The following is a 24,375-nucleotide window of genomic DNA, read 5'->3' as shown; positions in this document are numbered from 1 at the left end:
ACGGGAGGCGTGGGTCGGGCTGGCACCGCGCCTCCCGTCCCGGGGTCCGAGAGCGCACGACATGCCGCGTGTGGTGCGCCGAGGGCGCACGAATCGTCGGACTCGGCGCCGCGGGGCGACACTTTGTGCGCCCTCGACGGACGCGAGCGGCGCGTTGCGCGCTGGCGCTCGCTCCCGACGCCGACGGGAGGCGTGGGTCGGGCCGGCACCGCGCCTCCCGTCCCGGGCTCCGAGGGCGCACGAATCGTCGCACTCGGCGCCGTGGGCGACACTTCGTGCCCCCTCGACGAACGCGAGCGGCGCGTCGCGTCCGCGCTACGCGCCGAGGCGCTCGATGAGCTCGCGGTAGCGCTCGGCCGTCCGGGTGACGATCGCCTCGGGCAGCACCGGGGGCGTGCCCTGCCGGTCCCAGTGGGCACTGAGCCAGTCGCGGACGATCTGCTTGTCGAACGACTCCGTGCGGTTCCCCGACCGGGCGTCCCAGTAGCGGCTGGAGTCGCTCGTCAGGACCTCGTCCGCGATGCGGACCTGCCCCGAGGCGTCCCGCCCGAACTCGAACTTCGTGTCCGCGATGACGACCCCGCGCTCGAGGGCGATCACCGCGGCCTCGGAGTAGACCCGCAGGGACAGGTCGCGGAGCTGCTCCGCCACCTCGGCCCCGACGAGCGTCACGGTCTGCTCGTACGAGATGTTCTCGTCGTGCTCGCCCTGCGGCGCCTTGTACGCCGGCGTGTAGATCGGCTCCGGCAGCCGGTCGCCGTTCGAGAGCCCGTCGGGGAGGGCGACACCGCAGACGCTGCCGGACTCCTGGTACTCCGCCCACCCGCTGCCGACGAGGTACCCGCGGACGACGCACTCGACCGGGAACATCTCGAGCGGCATCACGTGCATGGACCGGGGCGCGACGGACTCGGGCACGGGGGTGCCGCCGGCCGACGGTGCGATGAGGTGGTTCGGCACGTCGGCGAGGCGCGTGAACCAGAACCGCGACAGGCGGGTGAGGAGTTCGCCCTTGCCGGGGATCGGCGGCTCGAGGGCGAAGTCGTAGGCGCTGACGCGGTCGGACGCGACGAGCAGGAGCTCCGAGGCGCTGGCGACGTCAGCGGTGCCCTCGGGAACGTAGAGCTCGCGGACCTTGCCGGAGGAGACGTGTCGCCAGCCGTCGAGCACGGGCGCCGGGCTCATCGGACGACCTTCGCGGCGATGTCGGTGCGGAACTGGCCGCCCTCGAGCGTGATGTCCCCGAGGCCGGCGTACGCGCGGTCGCGGGCCTCGGCGAAGTCGGCGCCGGTCGCGACGACGCTCAGCACGCGGCCCCCGGTCGCGATGAGCTCGCCGTCGAGGACGCCGGTCGCGGCGTGTGCCACCGAGACGCCCTCGCGCGCGTTGGCGTCGTCGATGCCGGTGATCGTGCGGCCCGTCTTCGGGTTCTCCGGGTAGCCCTCGCTGGCCAGGACGACCGTGACGGCCGCCTCGTCGCGGAACTCCGGCATCGGGGCGGCGGCGAGCTGCCCGGTGGCGGCGGCGAGCATGAGCGCGCTCAGCGGCGTCGCCAGGCGGGGCAGGACGACCTGGGTCTCCGGGTCGCCGAAGCGGGCGTTGAACTCGATGACCCGAACGCCCTGCTCGGTGACGATGAGGCCGCAGTAGAGGAGTCCGACGAAGGGCGTGCCCTCGTGCTCGAGCCGGCGGACGGTGGGGAGGGCGACGAGGTCGGTCACCTCGTCGACGAAGGCGCGCTCGGACGGCCAGCGGTCGGCGAGCCAGGGCAGCGGCGAGTAGGCGCCCATGCCACCGGTGTTCGGTCCGGCGTCGCCGTCGCCGAGGCGCTTGTAGTCCTGCGCGGGGCTGAGCGGCCGCACGTCGTGCCCGTCGCTCAGGAAGAACAGCGAGACCTCTTCGCCGTCGAGGAACTCCTCGACCACGACGTGGCCGTGCTGCAGCCAGTAGGTGGCGTGGTCGACGGCGGCCTGCCGGTCCTCGGTCACGAGGACGCCCTTGCCGGCAGCGAGCCCGTCCGCCTTGACGACGTACGGTGCGCCGAGCTCGTCGATGGCGGCGACGGCTTCCTCTGCCGTGCCGGCGTAGACCGGACGCCCCGTGGGGACGTCGGCCTCGGACATGATCCGCTTCGCGAACGCCTTGGACCCCTCGAGCTGCGCAGCGGCCTTGCTCGGGCCGAACACCGGGATGCCCCGGGTGCGGACGGGGTCGGCGACACCGGCGATGAGCGGTGCCTCGGGTCCGACGACCACCAGTTCGACGCCGTTCTCGAGCGCGTACTCGGCGACGAGCGCGCCGTTCGTGGGGTCGAGGGAGACCGTCTCGACGTCGGCGGCGATGCCGGCGTTGCCGGGCGCCACCGTGATGACGTGCCCTGCCTGTTCAGCGAGGAGGGCCGTGATGATCGCGTGCTCGCGGGCACCGGAACCGAGGACGAGGATTCGCACCCGATCACCCTACCGAGGACGACTCGCCCGTCGCGATGCGACGGCTAGCCTGTGGACATGCCACCGCGGAGGATCGAGGACGCCGAGGGACGCGCGGCGCTGGCCGCCGTGCAGCAGGGGGCGACGGCGCGGCCGATGATCGCGACGGCCGTCCGCTGGACGCTGCAACGGCTCGCCGACGCGGTCCCGGGCAACAGCGTCGAGGTGCGGGTCCCGCCGTTCGCGGCGGTGCAGGCGGTGCCCGGCCCGCGGCACACCCGAGGCACCCCGCCGAACGTGGTCGAGACGGATGCGACCACCTGGCTCGCGCTCGCCACCGGCGAACTGCGGTGGGACGAGGCGGTCGCGCAGTCACGGGTCAGTGCGTCCGGATCCCGAGCGGACCTGACCGACTTCGTGCCGGTGCGGCTGGACGACTGACCGCTGACGACGGACTGCTGGTCCGGCTGCACGGCTGACCGCTGGTCCGGGTGGCAGTCGTTAGCCGCTCTACCCGAATTAGGTAACACCTACTGATGTGACCGCATCGACCCTCGCCGTACCGTGGAACACTACGGCCCTCAACGACGCAGGTCGGAGAAGCCGCCGGGATTCGGACCCGACCCGAACGGGTCCGAACCCGGCGACAGGGACAAAGGTACGCGACATCCGACACATCGTGTCAACCGTTCCGGCGAGTCGTGCTGCATTCCGCAACGATCCTGCGTCCCGGATGACGGATCGACCGGGGAACGCGGCGCGCGCCGACGTGGCGCCGACGGCGTCAGCGCAGGACGTCAGAGCAGTTCGCTCAACTGCGTCCGCGCGTGCAGGTCCCACTTCGTGAACACCCGCGACAGGTGCGCGTCGATCGTCCGCACGCTGAGCCCGAGCGTCTCCGCGATCCGACGGTTGCTGAGGCCCTTCGCCGCGAGCGAGGCCACCTCGTACTCGCGGTTCGTCAGCGGCGTCTTCGTCCGGCCCGCCGTCACCGACATGCCGTGCCCGGCGAGGACGCCCTGCGCCGCGATCGTCCGGGTGCGGTCGCCTGCCCGGACCGCGTCCGCGTACTCCACGATCGCGCCGGCGAGCGGCCCGTCGACCCGCGCCGCCGCCGCGCGCATCCGGTCGAGCGACGCCGCGGCGTCCCGCCCGCCCAGCATGTCGTTCGTGTAGTGCAGGGTCTCCGCGTACATCACCGGGGTCCACGAGCCGCTGGCGCTCGACCGCTCGATGATCTCGTCGGCGTGCCGGAGCCCGGCCGGGTTGCCGAGGACGGCCTCGGTCCAGGCGATCGTCACCGCGATCTGCTCACCGGTGATCCGCATCGCACGGAGGGGCGTCGAGCGGGCACGTTCGAGCGCCGCGGTCGCCGCCTCGGTCCGGCCGGCGTACGCGGACGCCATCGCGAGCCGGGCCCACGGGTACGCCGCGAAGCCGCCGTGGTCCGCGACGTCGTACCGCTCGCACGCGGCCGAGAAGGCGGCGACGGCGTCGTCCCAGCGGCGCTGCGCGATCGCGAGGTTGCCCTCGCCGATCAGCTCGAGCGTGAAGTCGTACTTCAGGTACGGGTTCGACCGACGGACCGGCACCTCGGTGATGAGGTCGGCGATGTCCCCGCGCCAGACCTGCAGCTGGTGCATGACCGAGACGATCTCGCCGACGCTCCACGGTGCGTCCTCGAGGTGCTCGACGGCCGTCGCGAGGCACCGCTTGCCGAAGGCCGCGGCATCGTCGAGCCGTCCGGCGGTTGCGAGCGCCATGACCGCGCACGGGGCCAGGCAGAGGAACGCGAACGGGACGGTCGGCGCGTGCACGATGGCGGAGCGCTCGAGCTCGTCGCGGACCTGCTCGAACTGCCCGCCCCAGCCGAGGTGCGCGAGTCGGAGCAGGCGGAGGCGCTCGGCGGCCTCGTCGGAGACGAACCGTGCCGCCTGTTCGGTGAGCGCCACCGCGGCGGCCGTGTCGTCGTCGTGGAACTGCCGGATGTTCGCCAGCGTCTCGCACGCCTCGATCACCGCGGCGTCGTCGACCTCGCCCGGGGCGGAACGGGCCACGGCCCACGCGGCCTCGGCGTCCGAGCGACCGGCCTCTCGACCGACGCTGTACGAGTGCGCGAGGGAGCGCAGGCAGTGCGCGGCGACGCGTTCGGTGGGCGTGAGGGTCGTCCGGATGGCCGCGGACGCCAGGGCGACCGCGCTCTCGTGCTCCTGCAGCCGGACCGCGACCTGCGTGGCGTCGAGCAGCTGGTCGACGCTCGGCAGGACACCGCACTCGAGCGACCAGAGCGCGGCCCGGAGCCGAGCGGCGGGCGGTGCGCCCTCGGGTCGGTCGGTCCGGAAGGCGTTCGCCCGGGCGAACAGGGCGGTCCGGCGGGCGACGGGGACGAGCGCGCGGACGACCTCGCCGACGAGCGGGTGCGAGGGCCGGACGACCGCGGTGCCGTCCTCGAGCGAGTCGATCCGGACGAGTCCGAGTGCGACCACACGGTCGACGTCCCCGCCGGTGACCAGCCCGAGCAGCCGGGGGAGCGGGATCGGGTCGGCCAGGGCGACGATGTCGACGACGTCCCGCAGGTCCTCCGGCAGCGTGCCGAGCTCGGTGCGGTACATGTCGGCCAGGCTGCTCGACGCCGTGACGCGCCCGCGCCAGTACCACCCGGACGCCGTCTGCTCGAGCGCGCCCGACGCCAGTGCGGCGCGGACGACCTCGCGCACGTAGAGCGGGTTGCCCGCGGTCGCACGGTGTACGCGCTCCGCCGACGCCGTCTCGAGCTGCGCGCCGAGTGCCTCGGCGATGAGCGACGACGTCTCGTGGAGCGACAGCGGGGCGAGGTCGATCCGCTCGAGCAGGTCGTCCTGCCAGAGGGACCGGAGCGGCTCGGACAACGCGGCGAAGTCACGGCAGGTGAGCACGAGCCGTGCGCCCTGCTCGCGCACGAGCCACGCGACGTAGCGGGCTGAGATCGCGTCGAGGTGGTCGGCGTCGTCGACGCGGAGCAGGACGTCGCGGTCGGCGAGGTCCTCGGTCGCGCGGAGGCGCTGCTCGGCCCGGCCGCCGCCGACGAGTTCGGCGAGCGACGCCGGCAGCTCGCCGAAGCGCTCGGCGACGGCGCCGAACGGCATCGACCGGCTCGCGGCGACGGCGGTGATCGGCACGACGAGCGTGCGGCCGGATGGGTCGCGTCCGGCGACCCGGTCGGTCACGCGGGCGGCCGCGGAGCTCTTGCCGATGCCCGGCGCGCCGACGAGGGCGACGCTCCACCGGTGCTCGGCGACCACGGCGACGGCCCGGTCCTCTTCCCGCCGCTGCAGGATCGGCCACGCCACCCGGGCAGGGACACGAGCACCACGTGCACTGCGTTCTCGCATGTGCGTCACTCCTCCCCCTGGGATACCGACCGGTCTGGAACCATCCTCTCCCGGATCGGGCCCGTCGTGCAGGCCCGAGCACGTCCCACAGTGGGGGACAATGGACGGGTGAGCGACACCGACCGACCCGACGAACGACCGGCCCCGGCGCCGAACGCCGTCTCCTCCTCCGACGAGGTCACGATCCGTCGTGCCCCGAAGTTCGGCGTGTTCATCCTGGGTGGTGCGGTGCTCGGCTTCATCGCGACGCTCATCGTGGTGTCGGCGACCATGAACATCGACCGCGGCGACCAGCAGGAGACCGCGAGCTTCGGCAGCCTGGTGGGGTACTTCAGCCTGTGGGGCGTGACCATCGGCGGCTTCGTCGGCGCGATCGTCGCCGTCGTGCTCGACCGCGTCTTCGCACGGCGCGCAGCCCGCCTGACGGCGGAGCGGGTCGAGGTCGAGCTCCCGCCCGAGACGGTCGAGGGCGAGATCGAGGACCACGGCGACGCCACCGACCGCGGTGACCGGACGCAGTAGACGCAACAGCAGGACGGACGGGAGGCGCGGTGCCAGCTGGCACCGCGCCTCCCGTCCGTCGGTGGTCGCGTTCGCGACCCCCGCTCAGCTGAGCTGGTTCGCCTCGACCCAGGACAGGTACTCGGGGCTCACGGTGCCCGTGACGTACTCGCCGGTGAAGCAGCTCATCTCGAGGTCGGTGACGTCGGACCCCTCGATGATCGCGTCGCGCATGTCGCCGATCTCCTGGTAGATCAGGTGGTCGCTGCCGAGCACCTTGTTGATCTCCGGGATCTTCCGGTCGTGCGCGATGAGCTCCGCGCGGGTCGGCATGTTGATGCCGTACACGTGCGGGTAGCGGACCGGGGGAGCGGCGCTCGTGAAGGTGACCTCGTTCGCACCGGCGGCGCGGGCCATCTCCACGATCTCCTTGCTCGTCGTGCCGCGCACGATCGAGTCGTCGACGATGAGGATGTTCTTGCCCTTGAACTCGGACGACATCGCGTTGAGCTTCTGGCGCACCGAACGCTTGCGCTCCGCCTGCCCCGGCATGATGAACGTGCGGCCGACGTAGCGGTTCTTGTAGAAGCCCTCGCGGTACTCGATGCCGAGCTTCCGCGCGACCTGCATCGCCGCAGGTCGGGACGAGTCCGGGATCGGCATGACCACGTCGATGTCGCCGGTGGGGGCGTACTGCGCGATCGTGTCCGCCAGCCGGTTGCCCAGTCGGAGTCGGGCGTCGTACACCGAGATGCCGTTCATGACGGAGTCCGGACGGGCCAGGTAGACGTACTCGAACGAGCACGGCACCAGGCGCGGGTTCCGCGCGCACTGCCGGGCGTGCATCGTGCCGTCCATCTCGATGAACACGACCTCGCCGGGGGCGACGTCGCGGACGATCTCGTAGCCGCCGGACTCGAGCACCAGGGACTCGGACGCGACGACCCACTCGGACTTGCCGGCGTCGTCGAACTTGTGTCCGAGGATGAGCGGCCGGATGCCGAACGGGTCGCGGAACGCCAGCAGACCGTGGCCTGCGATGGTCGCGATCGCGGCGTACGAGCCCTCGACCCGCTCGTGCACGCGCTCGACGGCGTCGAACACCTGCCCGGGGTCGAGGTCCTTGCCGCGTACCTGGCCCTGGAGCTCGTGCGCGAGCACGTTCACCAGCAGCTCGGTGTCGGAGCTCGTGTTGAGGTGCCGACGGTCGATGTCGAAGAGCTCACGCGTCAGTTCCCGCGTGTTCGTCAGGTTCCCGTTGTGCACGAGGACGATGCCGTACGGCGCGTTCACGTAGAACGGCTGGGCTTCTTCCTCGTTGCTGGCGGCACCCTTCGTGGCGTACCGGACGTGCCCGAGTCCCATCGTGCCGAGAAGGGCGCGCATGTCACGGGTGCGGAAGGACTCCCGCACGTGACCACGGGTCTTGTGCATGTGGTGGATGTGACCCTCGACCGTGGCGATGCCCGTCGAGTCCTGTCCCCGGTGTTGCAGGAGGAGCAGAGCGTCGTAGATGGATTGGTTTGCAGGCCCCTGCGCAACGAGGCCGACGATGCCGCACATTCGCGGTGTGCTCCAGACCGTAGAATCGGGTGGTACCGAACAAGTCTGCCATGCCCTAGCGGAGGACTACGCATGCCCAACCCGTACGCAGAGGCCGGCGTCGACACCGCTGCCGGTGACCTCGCGGTCGAGCTCATGAAGTCCGCCGTCGCGGCGACCCACAACACGTCCGTGCTGGGCGGGGTCGGCGGATTCGCCGGACTCTACGACGTCTCGTTCCTGAAGGACTTCGAACGCCCGCTGCTCGCGACCTCGACCGACGGCGTCGGCACGAAGGTCGCCATCGCGCAGGCGATCGACAAGCACGACACGATCGGCCAGGACCTCGTCGGCATGGTCGTCGACGACATCGTCGTGGTCGGTGCGAAGCCGCTCTTCATGACGGACTACATCGCCTGCGGCCGGGTCGTCCCCGCGCGCATCGCCGACATCGTCGCCGGCATCGCCCGTGGTTGCGCGGACACCGGCACGGCGCTGGTCGGTGGCGAGACCGCCGAGCACCCGGGGCTCCTCGGGCCGGACGACTACGACGTCGCCGGTGCGGCCGTCGGCGCGGTCGAGGCCGGATCGCAGCTCGGTGCGCACCTCGTGCAGGACGGCGACGTCGTCGTGGCGATCGCGTCCTCGGGGCTGCACTCGAACGGCTTCTCGCTCGTCCGCCACATCCTGGGCCAGCGCGGTGTCGGGTACACGGACTCGCTGCCCGAGCTCGGCGGCGCGGGCGTCTCGGTGGGGGAAGCCCTGCTCGAGCCGACGCGCCTCTACACGACCCCGCTCCTGTCGCTCCTCGACGCCTTCCCCGGCGCCGTGCACTCGCTGTCGCACGTCACGGGTGGTGGCATCGAGGCGAACCTCGCGCGCGTGCTGCCGGTCGGGTCCTGGGTCGAGGTCGACCGCTCCACGTGGGAGCCCCTCCCCGTGTTCCGGGTGCTCGCCGACATGGCCGGCACCCCCATCGAGGACACCGAGGGCACGTGGAACCTCGGCATCGGCATGTTCGCAGTCGTCTCGGCCGCTGCCGCGTCGGACGTCATCGCGTCGCTCGGGGCTGCTGGGCTCGCGTCGTGGAGCGTCGGCACGATCGCGACGTCCGCCCGTGACCTCGAAGGGTTCGAGCAGGGGGCGAAGGGCGTCGACGGCGGCGCGGTGCGGCTCGTGGGGTCCTACGCCGGCTGAGGCGCTGCGCGCGCGGGTGCGGGTCTGAGTGGCGTCGGGCGCTGGTCGGCCTGCGGCACCTGTCGGAACATGGACACGCATCCTTCGCGTGCATGTTCCGACGTTCCACGAGTCGATCGACGCGTGGGATGTCGATCGATGCGCACGCACCGTGTGCATGCGGATGATGCGACGTTCCACGAGTCGAACGACCTGTGGGAAGTCGCATCATGCGTGTGCAAGTTGCGACACCACGCACGCACCCCGCACGCACGCACGAACACGCCGCACACACGAGAACGCCGCGCTGCCGAAGTGGCGCGCGGCGTCGACGGTGAGCCGGGGTCAGGCGGACTTGTTCTGGTCCTGTTGTGGTTCGAACTCGTCGTCCTCTTCGATCTGGTCATCACCGTATTGGTCTGCCCAGCGGTCGACGTAGGAGTTCTCGTCCGAGTGCTGCCCGGCGGAGAGCTCGCGTTCGAGCGCACCGTAGTTCGTCTCCGGGCTGAAGTACTTCAGCTCCCGGGCGACCTTGGTGTGCTTTGCCTTCTGACGGCCGCGCCCCATGCGTGACCCCCTCGTGATCGGCTCTGGTCCGGTCCTGGCGGGCGAGGAGTCACCCGGGGAACCGAACGGTTTCGTGGTTGGAAATCTGCCGATCACTCTACCATGTACCCCGATCTGGACGTCGCCGCGACGGCCCCGCCCCCGGCAGAATCGAAGTGATGACAGACGACGCCCTGGCCCCAGCCGATCAGCACGCCCGCGTGGTGGTGATCGGGGCCGGACAAGCCGGGCTCTCGGTGGGATACCACCTGCGTCGGCTCGGCCTGACGCCGGGGAGCAACCTGGTGCTCCTCGACCGGGCTCCGAGCACCGGCGGGGCGTGGCAGTTCCGCTGGGAGGCGCTGCGGCTCGGCGCCGCACACCGGGTGCACGACCTGCCCGGGATGAACGCGATGGGCCTGCGGTTCGACGACGCCGACCGCGCCCGGCCAGCGCGTGACGTCGTCGGCGAGTACTACCGCCACTTCGAACAGCACTACGACCTGAAGGTCCGACGACCGGTCTCGGTGTCGTCCGTTTCGCGCATCGACGACGGTGCAGGAACGGGCGCGGCGTCCGGGCTGTGCGTCACGGTGCGGACCGCCGACGGTCGCTCGAGCCGGATCGCGGCCGAGGTCGTGGTGAACGCCTCGGGCACCTGGGGCACCCCGTTCGTGCCGTGGTACCCCGGACGTGACGTCTTCCGCGGTCGGCAGGTCGACACGACCGAGTACCGCAGCGCCGCCGAGTTCGCCGGGCAGGACGTCGTCGTGGTGGGCGGCGGGACGAGCGCGATCGGGTTCCTGCTCGAGCTGGACGGCGTGGCGGCGCGGACGCGGTGGTTCACGCGGCGCCCGGTGGTGTGGTCGGAGTCGGCTGCCCTCGACGTCGAGTCCGCCGTGGCTGCCGTCGACGAGCAGGACCGCGCGGCCCGTGCCGGCGAGACCCTTCCCAGCATCGTCAGCGGGACCGGCGTGCCCGTTTCGCGTCGCATCCGAGCCGGGATCGACCGCGGGGTGCTGCGCGATTCGCCGATGTTCGTCCGCCTCGACGAAACCGGGGTGGTGACGGCCGACGGCGAGCACGTGCACGCCGACGCGGTGATCTGGGCGACGGGCTTCCGGGCCGACCTGCGGCACCTCGCACCGCTGCACCTCCGCACCGCGGCGGGCGGGATCGTCGTCGAGGACGGGCGCTCGGTCGACGAGCCGCGGCTGTTCCTGGCCGGGTACGGGCCCCAGGCGTCGACGATCGGGGCGAACCGTGCGGGTCGGCGGATCGCGCGGCAGGTCATGGACGCACTGGCCGACGACTGACGCCGCGCAGCGCACGCAGCGCAGCCCGGGCCCAGGCGGACAGGGTTCAGGCAGGCAGGGTTCAGGCGGGCAGGGGCTCGTCGACCTCACGACGGCGACGGGACGCCCGCAGCACCACGGCGTCGAGCGAGAACCGCCCCGGCCCGGTGAGCGCCACCGCCAGGGACGCCACCGCGAGCACGAGCACGTACTCGAAGCCGCCGTCCTGCGAGAAGAACCCCGCCGAGGTGTGCGCGAGGAGGCCGGCGACGACCATGTCCACCGCGAGCAGGACGCCCACGACGCGGGTCGCGACGCCGAGCACGAGCAGGACGCCGCCGACGAGTTCGAGGCCGGCGACGACCGGGGCCGCCACCTCGGCGAGCGGGACGCCCATGCCGGAGAAGCCCTGCACCACGTTCGGGATGCCCTGCGCGAACTTCTGGGCGCCGTGGGCGATGAAGACCGCCCCGAGGACGATGCGGAGCGCGGTCAGGCCGATGGAGGTCGATGTCGTTCGCATGCCGCCGAAGCTAACCGGTGACGCGTCATCGGTTCCCCGTCGTCCGGGAGACTGCTCGGACATCACCAGGACATCACCAGGAGACGCTCGCTCCGGGGTCCGCAGAAACGCGGACCCGCGCTCTGGGATCGAGCTGCGGGTCCGCGTCTGGTGGCGTGCGACTCAGGAGTCGGTGCCGCGCCCGGTCTGCTGCTGCAGGCGGTCGATGTGCTCCGAGGCCTCGGCCTTGCTGAGATCGGCGGGGAGCTCCTCGCCGGCTTCGCGAGCGAGGGTGTCGAGGTAGCTGCGCTGCGGGCCGGTCATCGGCTCGTCGCCGGTGACCCAGTCCTCCGGGTCCTTGCTGGCGGTGGTGGAGGGGTCGGGACGGGGACCGCCGAGGGTCTCCGGTGCGTCATCGGCGCCGGTCGGCGGGGTCGGGTTCAGGTCTGCATCGCTCATGCCGTGGACGCTACGCCGCACCCCCGACCGCGACGCCCACCGCGGCGTCCCCCGAACCCGCCGTGCGTCAGGCCGGGACGGCGGTGTACCGCACCAGGTCCGGGCCGACCGAACTCGCCGCGATGGGCACGGTCCGGTCGCCCCGGCGGACCCAGATCGTCGCCGCCCGCTCGTCGATGCGGTCGACGTCGTGCAGCTCGCCGTCGAGCAGGACGGCGGCGCTGACGTGCACGTGCCCGGCGACCGGACGCGGGGGCAGCCCGACGACGTCGTCGCCGAACGCCGGGTACCGGCCGGGCGACAGGAACGGCGACACCGGGGCGGTGACGATCTCGAGGCCCTCGTCGACCGGCTGCACCGCGACGAGCCGCACCGCCTGGTCGGTGGGCAGCGGGACGTCGGCGACCGGGGCGTCGCCCGGACCGGCCAGCGCGCGGAACGCGGGTCGACCGTCGGGGGCGAGCCGTGCCTCCAGGCCGTCGATCCGGACCCGACCGCGACCGCGCGAATCGGCGTACGTACCCGGTTCGATGCCGGACCGGCGCGCTTCGAGACGGGAGACGACGACGCGGTCCGGGCGGTACCAGTCGCGCAGGGTGGCCGGGTCGACCCAGCCGATGCTCTCGACACCACGTTCGAGCGCTGCCGACTCGTCGGCGGCGCGTTCGTCCATCGCACCGAGCGGGTGCTCACCGCGGACGGCGACGAGGCCATCGTGGCCACTGCCGGCGGAGGGCTCGTGGTCGAGCACCTCGACGCGCTTCGAGACCTTGCCGCCGTGCCCGTCGAACGTGGCGAAGGTGCGCAGGTCGGAGATCGTCATGACGTCAGATGCTACGACGCGCCCGGACCCTGCGCACGACCGTCGCCGCGCGGCGGTGACGGTACGAGCACGCGCATCTCACCCGTGCACAGGGTCTGGTCGACGCCCTCGGCCGGACCCGCGGGACGGGTGGCCCGGCGCGGCTGCAGGCTGTTCCGCTGCGCCGAACGGAGCAGCCGGTCGTCCTCGGCCTCGCGCGGGGCGTCGCCGTTCGGCGAGCGTCGGAGCGCGGGACGGATCGGCTCGCCGCGACGCTCCTGGCCGGGCAGTGGACGGGAGCGTCGGCCGTACAGCAGCTCGGACGAGTCGAGCAGCCACGGCACGAGCGCGACGGTGACGCCGTGCACGAGCAGGAGCTTCTTCCGGATCCGGCGGCCGCGGTGGTTGTGCAGCAGGGACTCCCACCAGTGCCCGACGATGAAGATCGGCGTGTAGACGGTGACGACCTCCGAGCCGTGCTCCGTCCGGTGCGCCTTGATGTACTTGATGAGCGGCATCGAGATGTCGCGGTACGGACTGGGCACGATGGTGAGCGGCACGTCGATGCCGTACTCGGCCCACTGCGCGCGGAGCCGTGCCGCATCGGCGTCGTCGATCGCGACGTGCACGGCCTCGAAGCTCGCGTGCTTCGCGGCGATGGCGTAGTCGAGCGCCTTCAGCACGGGCTTCTGCAGCTTGTTGACGAGGACGATCGCGTGGTCGCCGGTGGCGCCGAACCGGGTCTCGACGTCGGCCTCGACCTCGTGCGAGACGTCGCGGTAGTAGCGGTTCACGCCGAGCATCAGGACGAACAGGACCGGCATGATCACGAACACGAGCCACGCGCCGTGGGTGAACTTCGTGATCGTGACGATGACGAGGACGACGAAGGTGAACGTCGCGCCGATCGCGTTGATGGTGAGGGAGCGGTAGACCTGGCCGCGGTTGAGCGGCGCCTCGGCGGCACCAGCGTCGCCCGCGCCGCCTGCGCCGCCCGCGCTGCCCGCGCTGCCGGTGGCACCAGCGCCGCCGACGGCACCAGCGCCGCCAGCGCCGCCCGCGCGCGCTGCCCTCCCGCGGTCCTCGCGCAGCAGTCGCGTCCAGTGCCGCACCATCCCGCTCTGCCCGAGCGTGAACGACACGAACACCCCGATGATGTAGAGCTGGATGAGGCTCGTCACGTTCGCCCGGTAGACGATGAGCAGCGCCGCCGCGACGAGCGCCAGCACGATCACGCCGTTCGAGTAGATCAGCCGGTCGCCGCGCGTCGACAGGGCCTTCGGCGCGTAGGAGTCACGGGCGAGGATCGAGCCGAGCAACGGGAACCCGTTGAACGCCGTGTTCGCCGCCAGCAGCAGGACGGCCGCGGTGGTCGCCTGGATCACGAAGAACAGCACCGAGTCGTTGCCGAACGTGGCCGCGGCGATCTGCGCGATGAGGGACCGTTGCGGCGTGGTGGCGCACGCGGCGAACCCCTGCAGGTCGCAAGCGCGTTCGGCGTAGTGCACGCGGGAGATGAGCGCGAGCGAGATGAGCCCGACGAAGAGCACGATCGCGATCGACCCCATCAGCACGAGGGTCATCTGCGCGTTCTTGATCTTCGGGCGCCGGAACGCGGGCACGCCGTTCGCGATCGCCTCGACCCCGGTCAGCGCCGAGCAGCCGGACGCGAACGCGCGGAGGAGCAGCAGGATGAACGCCGCCTGCGTGGTGTGCTCGACGTTCTGCACGGTGTACGCGGCCGACTCGGCGACGGGGGCGTTGCCCGCCGCGACCCGGATCAGCCCCGTGACCACCATGACGAACACCGACGTGACGAACAGGTAGGTCGGCACCGCGAAGGCCTTGCTCGACTCGCGGACGCCGCGCAGGTTCGCCGCGGCGAGCAACACCACGAAGACGAGTGCGAGCTCGACCCGGAACTCGTTGAGCATCGGCAGTGCGGAGATGATGTTGTCCACGCCGGAGGCCACCGACACCGCGACGGTCATCACGTAGTCGACGAGCAGCGCGGAGGCCACGACGAGCCCGGCCTTCTCGCCGAGGTTCCGGTGTGCGACCTCGTAGTCGCCTCCGCCCGACGGGTACGCCTTGATGAGCTGCCGGTAGGACGCGACGACCACCACGAGCAGCAGCACGACGAGCGCGGCGACCCAGGGCGCGAAGGTGAGGAACGACATCCCGCCGAGCAGCAGGATCATGAGGAGTTCCTGCGGCGCGTACGCCACGGAGGACAGCGGGTCACTCGCGAAGATCGGCAGGGCCAGGTGCTTCGGGAGGAGCTGTCCTTCGAGCTTCTCGGAGGGGAGGGGATCCCCGATCAGTCGTGCTTTCAACGACCGGATCTCGTTCGTCACGAGCGGCAAACCTACTCAGTTCCGGACGCGAGTCAACACGGGCGGCCGGACGGTTATTCCGCCTCGGTCGAACCACGGTCGCCCGGATGGGGCGAGACCCCTTGCGGTTGACGCTGCGTCAACCAGTACCGTCCTCTGCATGAGGGATTCGACAGGCAGCGCCGACGCAGCTGCGAAAGCTCCGCACGGCATCGCCGACGTGGCGCGTTCCGCCGGGGTGTCCAGCCGGACGCTGCGGCACTACGACGCGATCGGCCTGCTGCCGGCGACCGCGGTCGGCGACGGTGGACTCCGCCGCTACGACGACCGCGCGCTCGTCCGGCTGCAACGCATCCTGCTGCTCCGCGGCCTGGGTCTCGGCCTGCCCGAGATCCGCCGGGTCCTCGACGGGGAGCAGGACGACGTCACCGCCCTCACCGCGCACGTCGCCTGGCTGGAGCGCGAGCGCGACCGGATCGCGCGACAGCTCGCCGCCGTGCGCACCACCATCACCAGGATCGAGGAAGGAGCGGACATGAACACCACCGACACGTTCGACGGGTTCGACCAGACGAAGTACAAGCAGGAGGTCGCGGAGCGGTGGGGCGCCGACGCCTGGGAGAGCGGCGCCCGCTGGTGGGAGTCGAAGGACCCCGCCGCGAAGGAGGCGTTCCAGGCCGAGCAGCGGGCGATCGCCGCCGAGGCCGCAGCGCTCGCCGCGTCCGGCGACGGTCCGGCCTCCGACGCCGGGCTCGCGCTGGCTCGCCGCCAGTTCGCCTGGCTCGCCGAGGCCACGCCCCCGGCGGAGCTCACCGCGGACCGGTTCCGCACGCTCGCGGACATGTACGTGCAGGACGAGCGGTTCACACACGCCTACGAGTGGGCAGGAGCCGGTGCGGCCCGGGCCCTCCGCGACGCGATGCACGCGCTGGCCGACCGCGGCCTCTGAGGGGTGCGGGCGCGGTCTCGCAAAACGCAACGAAGGCGGTTGCTCGCAGCGGTACAGCGCTGCGAGCAACCGCCGAGGTTGCGTCTTGCGGGAGGGGGCTCGGTCGACTGCCGGGAGGCGCGGGGCGCGACCACCTGTCGGCCGACGGCCGTCAGATGGACTTGCGCAGTGCCTCCAGGCCGTCGCGCAGACGCGTCACGGTGTCCGACGTGAGCGTCCCGCGCGTCGCGCGGCGACGCAGGTCCGCCCGGACCTGCTGCCGGAACGACGACAGGACCATCTCGACCTCGCGGAGTGCGCGCGTCCCTTCGGAGGGCACGTCCACGGGTTCGTCGGCGGTCTGACCGCGCGGCGCCTGTGCGCTGGCGGCGAGGTCGGCACGGAGCGACCGCATCGCCTCGCCCACCGAGGCGCGGACCCCGTCGGCCAGGGTCTTCACCGAGTCGTTCACGCCGTTCTCGACGGCGGCGATCTCGTCGGCACGGGCATCGAGCTCGGCACGGCCGGCGTCGGTGATCGCGTAGACGGTCTTGCGGCCGTCGACGGACTTCGAGACGAGGCCCTCCTCCTCGAGCTTCGACAGCCGCGGGTACACGGTGCCGGCGCTCGGGACGTAGGTGCCGCCGAACCGGTCGCCGAGTGCCTGGATGACCTCGTACCCGTGCATCGGGTGGTCGGCCAGCAGGACGAGCAGGTAGAGGCGCAGGTGGCCGTGCGCGAAGACGGGGCTCATTCCGGGACCTCGCCGTCGTTCGTCGTGGTCGCCGTGAACGGGTCCTCGGGCGCGACCGGCGGGGCGTGCAGCACCGCGATGTCGCCCGACACCGAGTTCACCTTGAGGTCGAGCCACTGGCCGGAGAGCTCTCCGCCCTGCTTGACGTACGAGCCGCGGACGCCGCGGATCTCGGAGTCGTCGAACTGGAGCTTGCCCGACGCCGTGCTGACGGTGCAGCGGTAGGGCACGCCGTCCTCGAGTCGGACGCTCACCGAGCCGGACACCGTGTTCACGCGGGCCGAGTCCGGGGTGCCGTGCAGGTCGAGCACGACGTCGGCGGAGACACCGTCGGCCGAGAAGCGGGGGATCTCGCCCGTCGCGACGACGTCGCCGGACACCGTGTGCACGGTCAGCGCGCCGTCGAGCCCGCGGATCGTGGTGGTGCCCGAGACGGCGTTGACCGTGAGGTCCCCGGCGAGCTCGTCGACGACCACGTCGCCGGACACGGTGTTCAGTGTCGCGCCGCGGTTCGTGCCGGAGAGCAGCGCGCCGGCCGACACGACCCCGACGGTCACCCCGGCGTCGCGGGGCACCAGGACGCTGACGTCGGCGTGGGCCTTGCCGCGGAACGAGCGGAGGAACCCGAGCGGGTCGTCCCACCGGATCTGCGGGTGGTCGATCGTGAGCGTGTCCCCGTCGAGCTCGATCTTGAGGGGCTTGCCGGACACGCTGTGGACCTCGATGCGGGCGGTCGGCTCGTCGTGGGCGACGACGTCGACCTGACCACCGGCGAGACCCACGCGAAGCGTGCGGACGATGCCGGTGTCGATCACCTTCGGCTCTTCGACGAGCCACTTCTCCTGGGCCATGTTGCTTCCTCCAACTCGCGATGTATCGCGTCTGTGGAGGACACGTTATATCGCGTCGTGCGCTGCCGCAAGAGGTGCGTGGCGAAGTGCTTCTCATCCAGGGAGCACAAATCGTCGCGTCGACGAACCGGACCCGACGATTCCTGCTCCCACGACGGGCGTCACCGGACGGGCGTGGCGGGCGCGGGCGCGGCGGGCGCGGGCGTGGCGGGCGCGGGCGCGCCGGGCGCGGGCTGCGTGCCGGGGGTGGGGCGCGCCTCCAGGGCGGAGCGCTCCGCGGCCGCAGCGAGCGTCCGTTCTGGACTCCACGGGAACCGCCGGAACAGCGGCATGAGCGGCTGCACCATGGGGCCGATCGCGAAGGCGGCGACCACGGTGCCGGCGCCGACGTCGCCGCCGAGGATCCAGCCGACGATGACGACCGACACCTCGATGACGGTCCGGGCCAGCCACACCGGCCAGCCGAACCGCTGGTGCAGCCCGACCATCAGCCCGTCGCGGGCGCCGGTGCCGAACCCGGCCCCGATGTAGCACGCCGTCGCGACCGCGAGCAGCAGCAGGCCGGCGGCGAACAGCAGGATCCGGCCGACCAGGTCCGACGGCGTCGGCACGAGCCAGAGCACCAGGTCGGCAGAGGGGCCGATCGCCAGCGCGTTCAGCAGCGTCCCGATTCCCGGCTTCTGACGGAGCGGGATCCAGAACAGCAGGATCACGCCGCTGGACACCACGGTGATGACGCCGAACGACCACGGCACCACGTTCTCGAGCCCCTCGGTCAGGACGGTCCACGACGAGACGCCGACGACCGCGCGGACCTGCAAGGCGGTGGAGGCGCCGTAGAGGAACAGCCCGACGAAGAGCTGCGCGAAGCGGACGGTGAGGGCGGTGGGGCGGGACATGCTGCGATGGTCGTCCTGATTGGACTGCACGTCGAGAGCCAATTCGGCTACCGTGGTCCCGTGCCCCCGGTCCTCCTCAGTGCCCGATCCGCCGCGCTCCTCCTCACCGACTGGCGCGCCGCGACCGATGCCCCCGCCTACGAGGCCCTGTCCGACGCGGTCCGCGTCCTCGTGATCGACGGACGCATCCCGCAGGGCGTCCGCCTGCCCGCCGAACGCGGCCTGGCCGCCGCGCTCGGCGTCTCGCGCACGACGGTCGCGAACGCCTACGCGCGACTGCGTGAGGACGGCTTCCTTGTCTCCCTGCGCGGCTCGGGCAGTGTCGTCCGCCTGCCCGCCGGACTCATCGGCCGTCCCGACCCCGAGCGGCTCGGCGGGGTCGTCGAGGACGACGTCCTCGACCTCCGGAAGGCCGCCCTGCACGCGGCCCCCGGCCTCGCCGATGCCGTCGACCGCGCCGTGCGACACGTGCCCGCGGCGCTCGCCGGTATCGGGTACGACACCGTCGGCGACCCGGGCCTCCGGGCCGCGATCGCCGACCGGTACACCGAGCGGGGGCTGCCCACGGACCCGTCCCAGGTCGTCGTCACCATCGGCGCGCAGCACGCCATCGCCCTGCTCGCCCGCGTGCTCGTCCGCCGCGGGGACGCCGTGCTCGTCGAGTCGCCGACATACCCGCACGCGCACGAGGCCTTCCGTGAGGTCGGCGGCCGCCTCGTCGGGGTACCCGTCGACGCGCGGAGCGGGTGGGACGCCGCGGCCCTCGAGACCACGCTGCGGCGGACCGCGCCGGCGGTCGCGTACGTCATGCCGGAGCTGCACAACCCGACCGGCGCCACGATGTCCCGGTCGACGCGGGAGACGCTGCTGTCGGTGGCCGCCTCGGTTGGGACCACCGTCATCGCGGACGAGACGATGGGGGAGCTGCGGATCGACGGGGAGCCGTCGCCGCCCCTGGCTGCCAGCGGGTCCGGCGCGACCGTCGTCATGATCGGGTCGGCGGACAAGGTGTTCTGGGGTGGCCTCCGGATCGGCTGGATCCGCGCCGAACCCGACCTGCTGCAGCGCCTGCTGCTCGCCCGCCCGACGGGCGACCTCGGCACGCCCGTCCTCGACCAGCTGGTCGCGCGGGAGCTCGTCCCGCGCACGGCGGCCGTACTGGAGGCGCGGCGCGAGTCCCTCAGACAGGGTCGCGACGAGGTCGTGGGCGCCTTGCGCGCGCGGCTGCCGGAGTGGGACGTCCCGTCGCCGGCGGGTGGGTTGACGACGTGGGTGGGGCTCGGGCGGCCGGTGTCGAGCGCACTGGTGCTCGCCGCTCGGGCCGAGGGTGTGGTGCTCGCGTCCGGCGGGGTGTTCGGGCCGGACGGCGGCTTCGAGCGGTTCCTCCGGGTGCCGTTCACGATGCCGCCGGCCGACCGCGTGCGACTCGTCGACGTGCTCGAGCGGTCGTGGGCCCGGATCGGCGGGGACAGTGCCGGGGTACGGGGATCGCTCGCCGCCGTGGTCTGAGCGGAGCGTCGCCGCCGGGCCCCGTCATCCCTCGGGGTGATGCCGTGCGCGACATCTCGCTCCGTGGGGTGATGTGCGGTGGCCAGTCGGGACGGGATCGTGGGCACCATGACCGCTTCGTCCGTCCCCGCCGCTCCCGCCGCCGCTCCCGCCCACGCGGTGCCCGCCGCCGCCCGGGTGTCGATGGCGCTGACCGGAGCGCTGCTCGCCGGCGTGCTGACCTCGTTCGGGCAGGCCGTCCCCGGGCTGTCGTCCATCGCGAACTCGGCGGGGCCGTGGTTCGTCGTCGCCGCGGCCCTCTGCCTGCTCGCCGGGGTCAGGGCCGGACGGGTCGCCCTGCCGCTCGCGATGGTGCTCGGCGTGGTCCTGCTCGAGCTCATGCACGTCGGCTACTGGGCGGCCTCGATCCTCCGCGGGTTCGCGGACGTCCTGTCGATCACGAACTTCTGGGTGCTGATGGGGATCCCCGCCGGGGTCCTCGCCGGTGCCGTCGCCGTGTCGATCCGCTCCCGCGACGTCCGGTGGCGTGGTGCCGCCCTCGGCGCGACGGCAGCGGTGCTCGTCGGCGAGGGCGTGCGGGCGCTGCTCCAGGTGGCCGACACCACCGGGCCGGTGACCTGGGTGGTCGAGATCGTCGTCGGTGTCGCCGTGCTCGCCGTGGCGGTCCTGACGGCGCGGTCGTCCGTGGGCCGGGTCGTGGCGCTCGGTACCGGGGTGCTCGGGACCGTCGGAGTGCTGGCGGTCTACCTGGCGCTCGGCGGCTGAGCGGCGCGCGCTCGTCGGTCGAGCCGCTGCCACTCTCCACGGATCCGCGTGAACGCGTCCGCGCACGGGTCCGCCCTGCAAGGATCGGAGTGTGTACCTCCTCTCGGTCTTCAGCCTCCGCAACCGGGCCCTCATCGCGCTCGTCACGATCGTGGTCGCGGTGTTCGGCAGCATCGCGCTGACGAGCCTCAAGCAGGAGCTCATCCCGAGCGTCCAGTTCCCCCAGGTCGCGATCGTCAGCGCGTACCCCGGCGCCACGCCCGAGGTGGTGTCGAACGACGTCTCCACGAAGATCGAGCAGGGCATCCAGGCGGTGCCCGACCTGAAGTCGACCACCGCGACGTCGTCGACCGGGCAGAGCGTGGTGTCCGCCGAGTTCGCCTACGGGTCGAACCTGGCGAGCGCCGAGGACAAGATCCAGACCGTCGTCAACGCGCTGTCGCTGCCGGACTCCGTGCAGACGCAGATCGTGACGGGGTCGTTCGACGACCTGCCGGTCATCCAGCTGGCCGTCTCGGCGAAGGGCGACCAGGAACAGCTCGTCGACCGGCTGAACGCGACCGCGATCCCCGATCTCGAGAAGCTCGACGGCGTGCGCGAGGCCGACGTCTACGGCAACCCGGGGCGCCGCGTCGTGATCACCCCCGACGAGGACGAACTCGCCACCCGCGGGCTCGCGCGCACCGCGATCTCGGATGCACTCGACGACAACGGCACGCTCATCCCCGGCGGGACGATCACGCAGGACGGCACGACCCTGTCGGTGCAGACCGGTGCGCGGATCGCCTCCCTCGACGACATCGAGGCGCTGCCGCTCACCGGCGGGACCAGCGCGACGACGATCGGCGACGTGGCGAACGTCGCGATCGAGGAGTCGCCACGCACCTCGATCAGCCGCGTCGACGGCCAGCAGGCGCTCACGATCGCGATCACCAAGACGCAGGAGGCGAACACGGTCGACGTCTCGACGACGGTGCGCGACGCCCTGCCCGGCATCGAGAAGAAGATCTCCGGGAACCCGCAGTTCACCGTCGTGTTCGACCAGGCGCCCTACATCCAGCAGTCGATCGACTCACTGGCAGAAGAGGGCCTGCTCGGCCTCGGGTTCGCCGTCGTGGTGATCCTGCTCTTCCTGCTGTCGGTCCGCTCCACGATCGTCACCGCGATCTCGATCCCGACCTCGGTGCTGCTCGCCGCGATCGGCATGCGGGCAGCGGACTACACGCTGAACATCATCACGCTCGCCGGGCTCACGATCGCGATCGGCCGTGTGGTGGACGACTCCATCGTCGTCATCGAGAACATCAAACGGCACCTGCAGCCGGGCGTCGACCGACGACAGGCGGTGCTCGACGGCGTGCGCGAGGTCGCCGGCGCCGTGACCGCATCGACGCTCACCACCGTCGTCGTCTTCCTGCCGGTGGCGTTCGTCGCCGAGCTCGTCGGTGAGCTCTTCCGGCCCTTCGCCCTCACCGTCACGATGGCCCTGGTCGCGTCGCTCCTCGTCGCTCTGACCATCGTGCCGGTGCTGGCGTACTGGTTCCTCCGGCCGCCGAAGACGCACAAGCACGCGGGCACGGGATCGCAGCCGGCCGCTGCGACTCGATCGGCCACCACCGGTGCGCTCGCGTCCGCCGCCGACCTGCACGACGCCGCCGCTCCGGACCGGCTGCGTCGGGGGTACCAGCCGGTGCTCCGCTGGGTGCTCCGGACGCCGTGGACCGTGTTGATCCTGGCGTTCGTGGTCCTCGGCGGCACCGCGGCGGCGCTGCCGTTCGTCAAGACGAACTACCTCGGCGACTCCGGCCAGAACACCTTCACCGTGACGCAGGACCTCGACCCCGGATCGAGCCTCGACGTGCAGTCGGACGAGGCCCGCAAGGTCGAGCAGCAACTCCGTGCAGTCGACGGCGTCGACACCGTGCAGACGACCATCGGCACGAGCGGGCAGTCGATCCAGGCAGCCTTCGGCGGCGGGGCGACGGCGTCCATCCAGTACGCGGTCACGACCGACTCCGACGCCGACCAGGAGCGGATCCAGTCCGACACCCGCAAGCGGCTGAACGGTCTCGACGGGGCCGGAGAGATCACGGTGTCCTCGGCCGGCGGCGGGTTCGGCGGCAGCAGCGACATCGAGGTCGACGTCACCGCACCGACCCAGGCGCAGCTCCGGACCGCGGCGGACCAGGTGCTCCGCGAGATGCGGAAGGTCGACGACACGACCGGGGCCACAAGCAACCTGTCCTCGGCCGAGCCGTACCTGGCCGTCCGCGTCGACCGGGTGAAGGCGGCAGCGCTCGGCCTCACCGAGACGCAGGTGGGCGGGCTCGTCGCCGCAGCCGTCTCGCCGCAGGACACCGGCACCGTCGAGATCGACGACGCCTCGCTCGACGTGTACATCGCCGAGGCCGATCCGCCCACGACGTCCGCGGCCCTGCGCGGCCTGTCCGTGCCGACCTCGACCGGGCCGGTGCCGCTGTCCGAGGTCGCCACGATCGAGCAGGCCGAGGGGCCGACCACGGTCACGACCTCCGACGCCGTGCGCACCGCGACGATCACCGTCACGCCGGACGCCACGAACCTCGGTGCCGCCGTGCAGTCCGTCACCACCGCGGTCGACGGACTCGACCTGCCCCGCGGTGCATCGGCCTCGATCGGTGGCGTCGCCTCGAGCCAGTCGTCCGCGTTCAGTCAGCTGCTGCTCGCTGCGCTCGTCGCGATCCTCATCGTCTACGTGGTGATGGTCGCGACGTTCCGCAGCCTGCTCCAGCCGCTGCTGCTGCTCGTCTCAGTGCCGTTCGCCGCGACCGGGGCGATCCTGCTGCAGATCGCGTCCGGGATCCCGATCGGGGTGGCGTCGCTCATCGGTGTGCTCATGCTGGTCGGCATCGTGGTGACGAACGCCATCGTGCTCATCGACCTCGTCAACCAGTACCGCCGGCGAGGGCTCCGCGTGCGCGAGGCCCTGGTCGAGGGGGCCACGCGGCGTCTCCGGCCGATCCTGATGACCGCGCTCGCGACGATCTTCGCGCTCGTGCCGATGGCGATCGGTCTGACCGGGCAGGGCGGGTTCATCTCGCAGCCGCTCGCGCTCGTCGTGATCGGTGGCCTGGTGTCGTCGACCCTGCTCACGCTCGTGGTGCTGCCGGCGCTGTACTCCGTGGTGGAGGGCGTGCGCGAGCGCCGGGCGGATCGTCGCGCTGCGGCGTCCGGGCCAGTGGCGTCCGAGCCGGGCGCGTCCGGGTCTGGGGCCTCCGAGCCGGGCGTGCGGACGGAGTCGGATCCGGTCTAGCGGCGGTACTCGGCGTCGACCGCCGCGATCGGGTCGACGGACGCGGCACGGACGGGAGCCACTCGTCGGGGCGATCCGTCCTCGCGCTCCACGGCGCGGAACCACGAGACGAGCACGCACGTGAGCGTCACCAGGAACAGGACCCCGGCGACCTGGGACACCACGGCGAGCTGACCGGTGGCGGCCGTGTACCCGCCGAAGGCGACGGTGGCGGTGAACGACAGGCCGAGGGAGAGCTCGGCGAACGTCTGCAGCGGGGAGTGCCGCTCCCACCGGGTGGCGGTGGTGCGTGCAGGACGGGTCGAGGTGTCGGTCACCCCGGAAGTCTCGTCGCGCAGGGCCCCGTACGGCAGTCCCGACTCCGGGTGCCACCCGCCCGGGGCACGCGGGCACCCGCCCCGCCGACGCGCCCGCCCGC

21 protein-coding genes are annotated in these 24,375 nt (G+C 72.1%); 8 read left to right on the top strand and 13 right to left on the bottom strand.

Translation table 11 applies throughout. The features are described from left to right. Positions 1–315: 315 nt before the first annotated feature. Positions 316–1,185, bottom strand: coding sequence for a phosphoribosylaminoimidazolesuccinocarboxamide synthase (locus BIU96_RS18215; protein WP_071294026.1), 870 nt, complete (start codon positions 1,183–1,185; stop codon positions 316–318). Continuing rightward, complete coding sequence (gene purD / locus BIU96_RS18210) at positions 1,182–2,450, bottom strand: phosphoribosylamine--glycine ligase (protein ID WP_071294025.1); 1,269 nt, start codon at positions 2,448–2,450, stop codon at positions 1,182–1,184. The genes BIU96_RS18215 and purD overlap by 4 nt, the downstream gene beginning before the upstream one ends. Before the next feature lie 57 nt (positions 2,451–2,507). On the opposite strand from purD, the gene BIU96_RS18205 reads away from it, so the two are divergent. After that, positions 2,508–2,870, top strand: coding sequence for a sterol carrier family protein (locus BIU96_RS18205; RefSeq protein WP_071294028.1), 363 nt, complete (start codon positions 2,508–2,510; stop codon positions 2,868–2,870). Positions 2,871–3,226: 356 nt separating this feature from the next. Here BIU96_RS18205 and BIU96_RS18200 read toward each other — a convergent pair whose 3' ends face one another. Further along, the gene (locus BIU96_RS18200; protein ID WP_139200140.1) at positions 3,227–5,800 is read right to left on the bottom strand and encodes a LuxR C-terminal-related transcriptional regulator; all 2,574 of its coding nucleotides are present in this window, start codon (positions 5,798–5,800) and stop codon (positions 3,227–3,229) included. Between the two features lie 108 nt (positions 5,801–5,908). On the opposite strand from BIU96_RS18200, the gene BIU96_RS18195 reads away from it, so the two are divergent. Continuing rightward, on the top strand, positions 5,909–6,322 hold the full coding sequence (locus BIU96_RS18195) for a hypothetical protein (protein ID WP_071294023.1): 414 nt from the start codon (positions 5,909–5,911) through the stop codon (positions 6,320–6,322). Positions 6,323–6,406: 84 nt separating this feature from the next. On the opposite strand, the gene purF is transcribed toward BIU96_RS18195, so the two are convergent. Beyond that, the gene (gene purF / locus BIU96_RS18190; protein ID WP_071294022.1) at positions 6,407–7,864 is read right to left on the bottom strand and encodes an amidophosphoribosyltransferase; all 1,458 of its coding nucleotides are present in this window, start codon (positions 7,862–7,864) and stop codon (positions 6,407–6,409) included. 72 nt (positions 7,865–7,936) lie between these two features. On the opposite strand from purF, the gene purM reads away from it, so the two are divergent. Then, positions 7,937–9,040, top strand: coding sequence for a phosphoribosylformylglycinamidine cyclo-ligase (gene purM, locus BIU96_RS18185; RefSeq protein ID WP_071294021.1), 1,104 nt, complete (start codon positions 7,937–7,939; stop codon positions 9,038–9,040). Positions 9,041–9,364: 324 nt separating this feature from the next. On the opposite strand, the gene BIU96_RS18180 is transcribed toward purM, so the two are convergent. Beyond that, on the bottom strand, positions 9,365–9,586 hold the full coding sequence (locus tag BIU96_RS18180; RefSeq protein WP_071294020.1) for a DUF3073 domain-containing protein: 222 nt from the start codon (positions 9,584–9,586) through the stop codon (positions 9,365–9,367). Positions 9,587–9,744: 158 nt separating this feature from the next. Between BIU96_RS18180 and BIU96_RS18175 the strand changes: the two genes are divergently transcribed. Next, on the top strand, positions 9,745–10,881 hold the full coding sequence (locus tag BIU96_RS18175) for an NAD(P)-binding domain-containing protein (RefSeq protein WP_071294019.1): 1,137 nt from the start codon (positions 9,745–9,747) through the stop codon (positions 10,879–10,881). Between the two features lie 61 nt (positions 10,882–10,942). On the opposite strand, the gene BIU96_RS18170 is transcribed toward BIU96_RS18175, so the two are convergent. The 4 genes from BIU96_RS18170 to BIU96_RS18155 form a co-directional block, all read right to left on the bottom strand. Further along, the gene (locus BIU96_RS18170) at positions 10,943–11,383 is read right to left on the bottom strand and encodes a DoxX family protein (protein ID WP_071294018.1); all 441 of its coding nucleotides are present in this window, start codon (positions 11,381–11,383) and stop codon (positions 10,943–10,945) included. A gap of 162 nt (positions 11,384–11,545) precedes the next feature. After that, on the bottom strand, positions 11,546–11,821 hold the full coding sequence (locus tag BIU96_RS18165; RefSeq protein WP_071294017.1) for a DUF3072 domain-containing protein: 276 nt from the start codon (positions 11,819–11,821) through the stop codon (positions 11,546–11,548). A 67-nt stretch (positions 11,822–11,888) separates the two neighbouring features. After that, the gene (locus BIU96_RS18160) at positions 11,889–12,644 is read right to left on the bottom strand and encodes a hypothetical protein (protein WP_071294016.1); all 756 of its coding nucleotides are present in this window, start codon (positions 12,642–12,644) and stop codon (positions 11,889–11,891) included. Positions 12,645–12,655: 11 nt separating this feature from the next. Next, on the bottom strand, positions 12,656–14,989 hold the full coding sequence (locus BIU96_RS18155) for an APC family permease (protein ID WP_071294015.1): 2,334 nt from the start codon (positions 14,987–14,989) through the stop codon (positions 12,656–12,658). 130 nt (positions 14,990–15,119) lie between these two features. Between BIU96_RS18155 and BIU96_RS18150 the strand changes: the two genes are divergently transcribed. Further along, positions 15,120–15,908 carry a MerR family transcriptional regulator gene (locus BIU96_RS18150; protein WP_071294014.1) on the top strand — a complete coding sequence of 263 codons (789 nt, stop codon included), beginning with the start codon at positions 15,120–15,122 and terminating at the stop codon, positions 15,906–15,908. A gap of 151 nt (positions 15,909–16,059) precedes the next feature. Here the strand turns inward: BIU96_RS18150 and BIU96_RS18145 are convergent, their stop codons facing one another. The 3 genes from BIU96_RS18145 to BIU96_RS18135 form a co-directional block, all read right to left on the bottom strand. Beyond that, positions 16,060–16,641 carry a PadR family transcriptional regulator gene (locus BIU96_RS18145; protein WP_071294013.1) on the bottom strand — a complete coding sequence of 194 codons (582 nt, stop codon included), beginning with the start codon at positions 16,639–16,641 and terminating at the stop codon, positions 16,060–16,062. Continuing rightward, positions 16,638–17,492, bottom strand: a complete 855-nt coding sequence (locus tag BIU96_RS18140) for a DUF4097 family beta strand repeat-containing protein (RefSeq protein ID WP_071294012.1) — start codon at positions 17,490–17,492, stop codon at positions 16,638–16,640. Before BIU96_RS18140 ends, BIU96_RS18145 begins: the two co-directional genes overlap by 4 nt. Before the next feature lie 161 nt (positions 17,493–17,653). After that, entirely contained in the window at positions 17,654–18,391 is a 738-nt protein-coding gene (locus BIU96_RS18135) for a YitT family protein (protein ID WP_175477614.1), read from the bottom strand. A gap of 60 nt (positions 18,392–18,451) precedes the next feature. Between BIU96_RS18135 and BIU96_RS18130 the strand changes: the two genes are divergently transcribed. From BIU96_RS18130 to BIU96_RS18120, 3 genes are all read left to right on the top strand, one after another. After that, positions 18,452–19,900: a PLP-dependent aminotransferase family protein gene (locus BIU96_RS18130; RefSeq protein ID WP_071294027.1), complete on the top strand. Its 1,449-nt coding sequence runs from the start codon at positions 18,452–18,454 to the stop codon at positions 19,898–19,900. A gap of 108 nt (positions 19,901–20,008) precedes the next feature. Beyond that, positions 20,009–20,665: a DUF6518 family protein gene (locus tag BIU96_RS18125; RefSeq protein WP_071294011.1), complete on the top strand. Its 657-nt coding sequence runs from the start codon at positions 20,009–20,011 to the stop codon at positions 20,663–20,665. Between the two features lie 91 nt (positions 20,666–20,756). Next, positions 20,757–23,957 (top strand): efflux RND transporter permease subunit, encoded by a 3,201-nt coding sequence (locus BIU96_RS18120; RefSeq protein ID WP_071294010.1) that lies wholly within the window; start codon positions 20,757–20,759, stop codon positions 23,955–23,957. On the opposite strand, the gene BIU96_RS18115 is transcribed toward BIU96_RS18120, so the two are convergent. Beyond that, on the bottom strand, positions 23,954–24,274 hold the full coding sequence (locus tag BIU96_RS18115) for a hypothetical protein (protein ID WP_071294009.1): 321 nt from the start codon (positions 24,272–24,274) through the stop codon (positions 23,954–23,956). The two genes, BIU96_RS18120 and BIU96_RS18115, sit on opposite strands and share 4 nt — an antisense overlap. Between the last annotated feature and the right edge of the window lie 101 nt (positions 24,275–24,375).

The organism is Curtobacterium sp. MCBA15_008, assembly GCF_001865065.1.
GTDB lineage: Bacteria > Actinomycetota > Actinomycetes > Actinomycetales > Microbacteriaceae > Curtobacterium.
The sequence above is the reverse complement of the archived record's forward strand: the minus strand, read 5'-3'. Positions and strand labels throughout refer to the sequence as shown.

Coding starts and splice junctions, on each gene's coding strand:
- BIU96_RS18215 (WP_071294026.1), bottom strand. CDS start 1,185: ATGAGCCCGGCGCCCGTGCTCGACGGCTGGCGACACGTCTCCTCCGGC.
- BIU96_RS18205 (WP_071294028.1), top strand. CDS start 2,508: ATGCCACCGCGGAGGATCGAGGACGCCGAGGGACGCGCGGCGCTGGCC.
- BIU96_RS18200 (WP_139200140.1), bottom strand. CDS start 5,800: ATGCGAGAACGCAGTGCACGTGGTGCTCGTGTCCCTGCCCGGGTGGCG.
- purF (WP_071294022.1), bottom strand. CDS start 7,864: ATGTGCGGCATCGTCGGCCTCGTTGCGCAGGGGCCTGCAAACCAATCC.
- purM (WP_071294021.1), top strand. CDS start 7,937: ATGCCCAACCCGTACGCAGAGGCCGGCGTCGACACCGCTGCCGGTGAC.
- BIU96_RS18180 (WP_071294020.1), bottom strand. CDS start 9,586: ATGGGGCGCGGCCGTCAGAAGGCAAAGCACACCAAGGTCGCCCGGGAG.
- BIU96_RS18175 (WP_071294019.1), top strand. CDS start 9,745: ATGACAGACGACGCCCTGGCCCCAGCCGATCAGCACGCCCGCGTGGTG.
- BIU96_RS18170 (WP_071294018.1), bottom strand. CDS start 11,383: ATGCGAACGACATCGACCTCCATCGGCCTGACCGCGCTCCGCATCGTC.
- BIU96_RS18165 (WP_071294017.1), bottom strand. CDS start 11,821: ATGAGCGATGCAGACCTGAACCCGACCCCGCCGACCGGCGCCGATGAC.
- BIU96_RS18160 (WP_071294016.1), bottom strand. CDS start 12,644: ATGACGATCTCCGACCTGCGCACCTTCGCCACGTTCGACGGGCACGGC.
- BIU96_RS18150 (WP_071294014.1), top strand. CDS start 15,120: ATGAGGGATTCGACAGGCAGCGCCGACGCAGCTGCGAAAGCTCCGCAC.
- BIU96_RS18145 (WP_071294013.1), bottom strand. CDS start 16,641: ATGAGCCCCGTCTTCGCGCACGGCCACCTGCGCCTCTACCTGCTCGTC.
- BIU96_RS18140 (WP_071294012.1), bottom strand. CDS start 17,492: ATGGCCCAGGAGAAGTGGCTCGTCGAAGAGCCGAAGGTGATCGACACC.
- BIU96_RS18135 (WP_175477614.1), bottom strand. CDS start 18,391: ATGTCCCGCCCCACCGCCCTCACCGTCCGCTTCGCGCAGCTCTTCGTC.
- BIU96_RS18125 (WP_071294011.1), top strand. CDS start 20,009: ATGACCGCTTCGTCCGTCCCCGCCGCTCCCGCCGCCGCTCCCGCCCAC.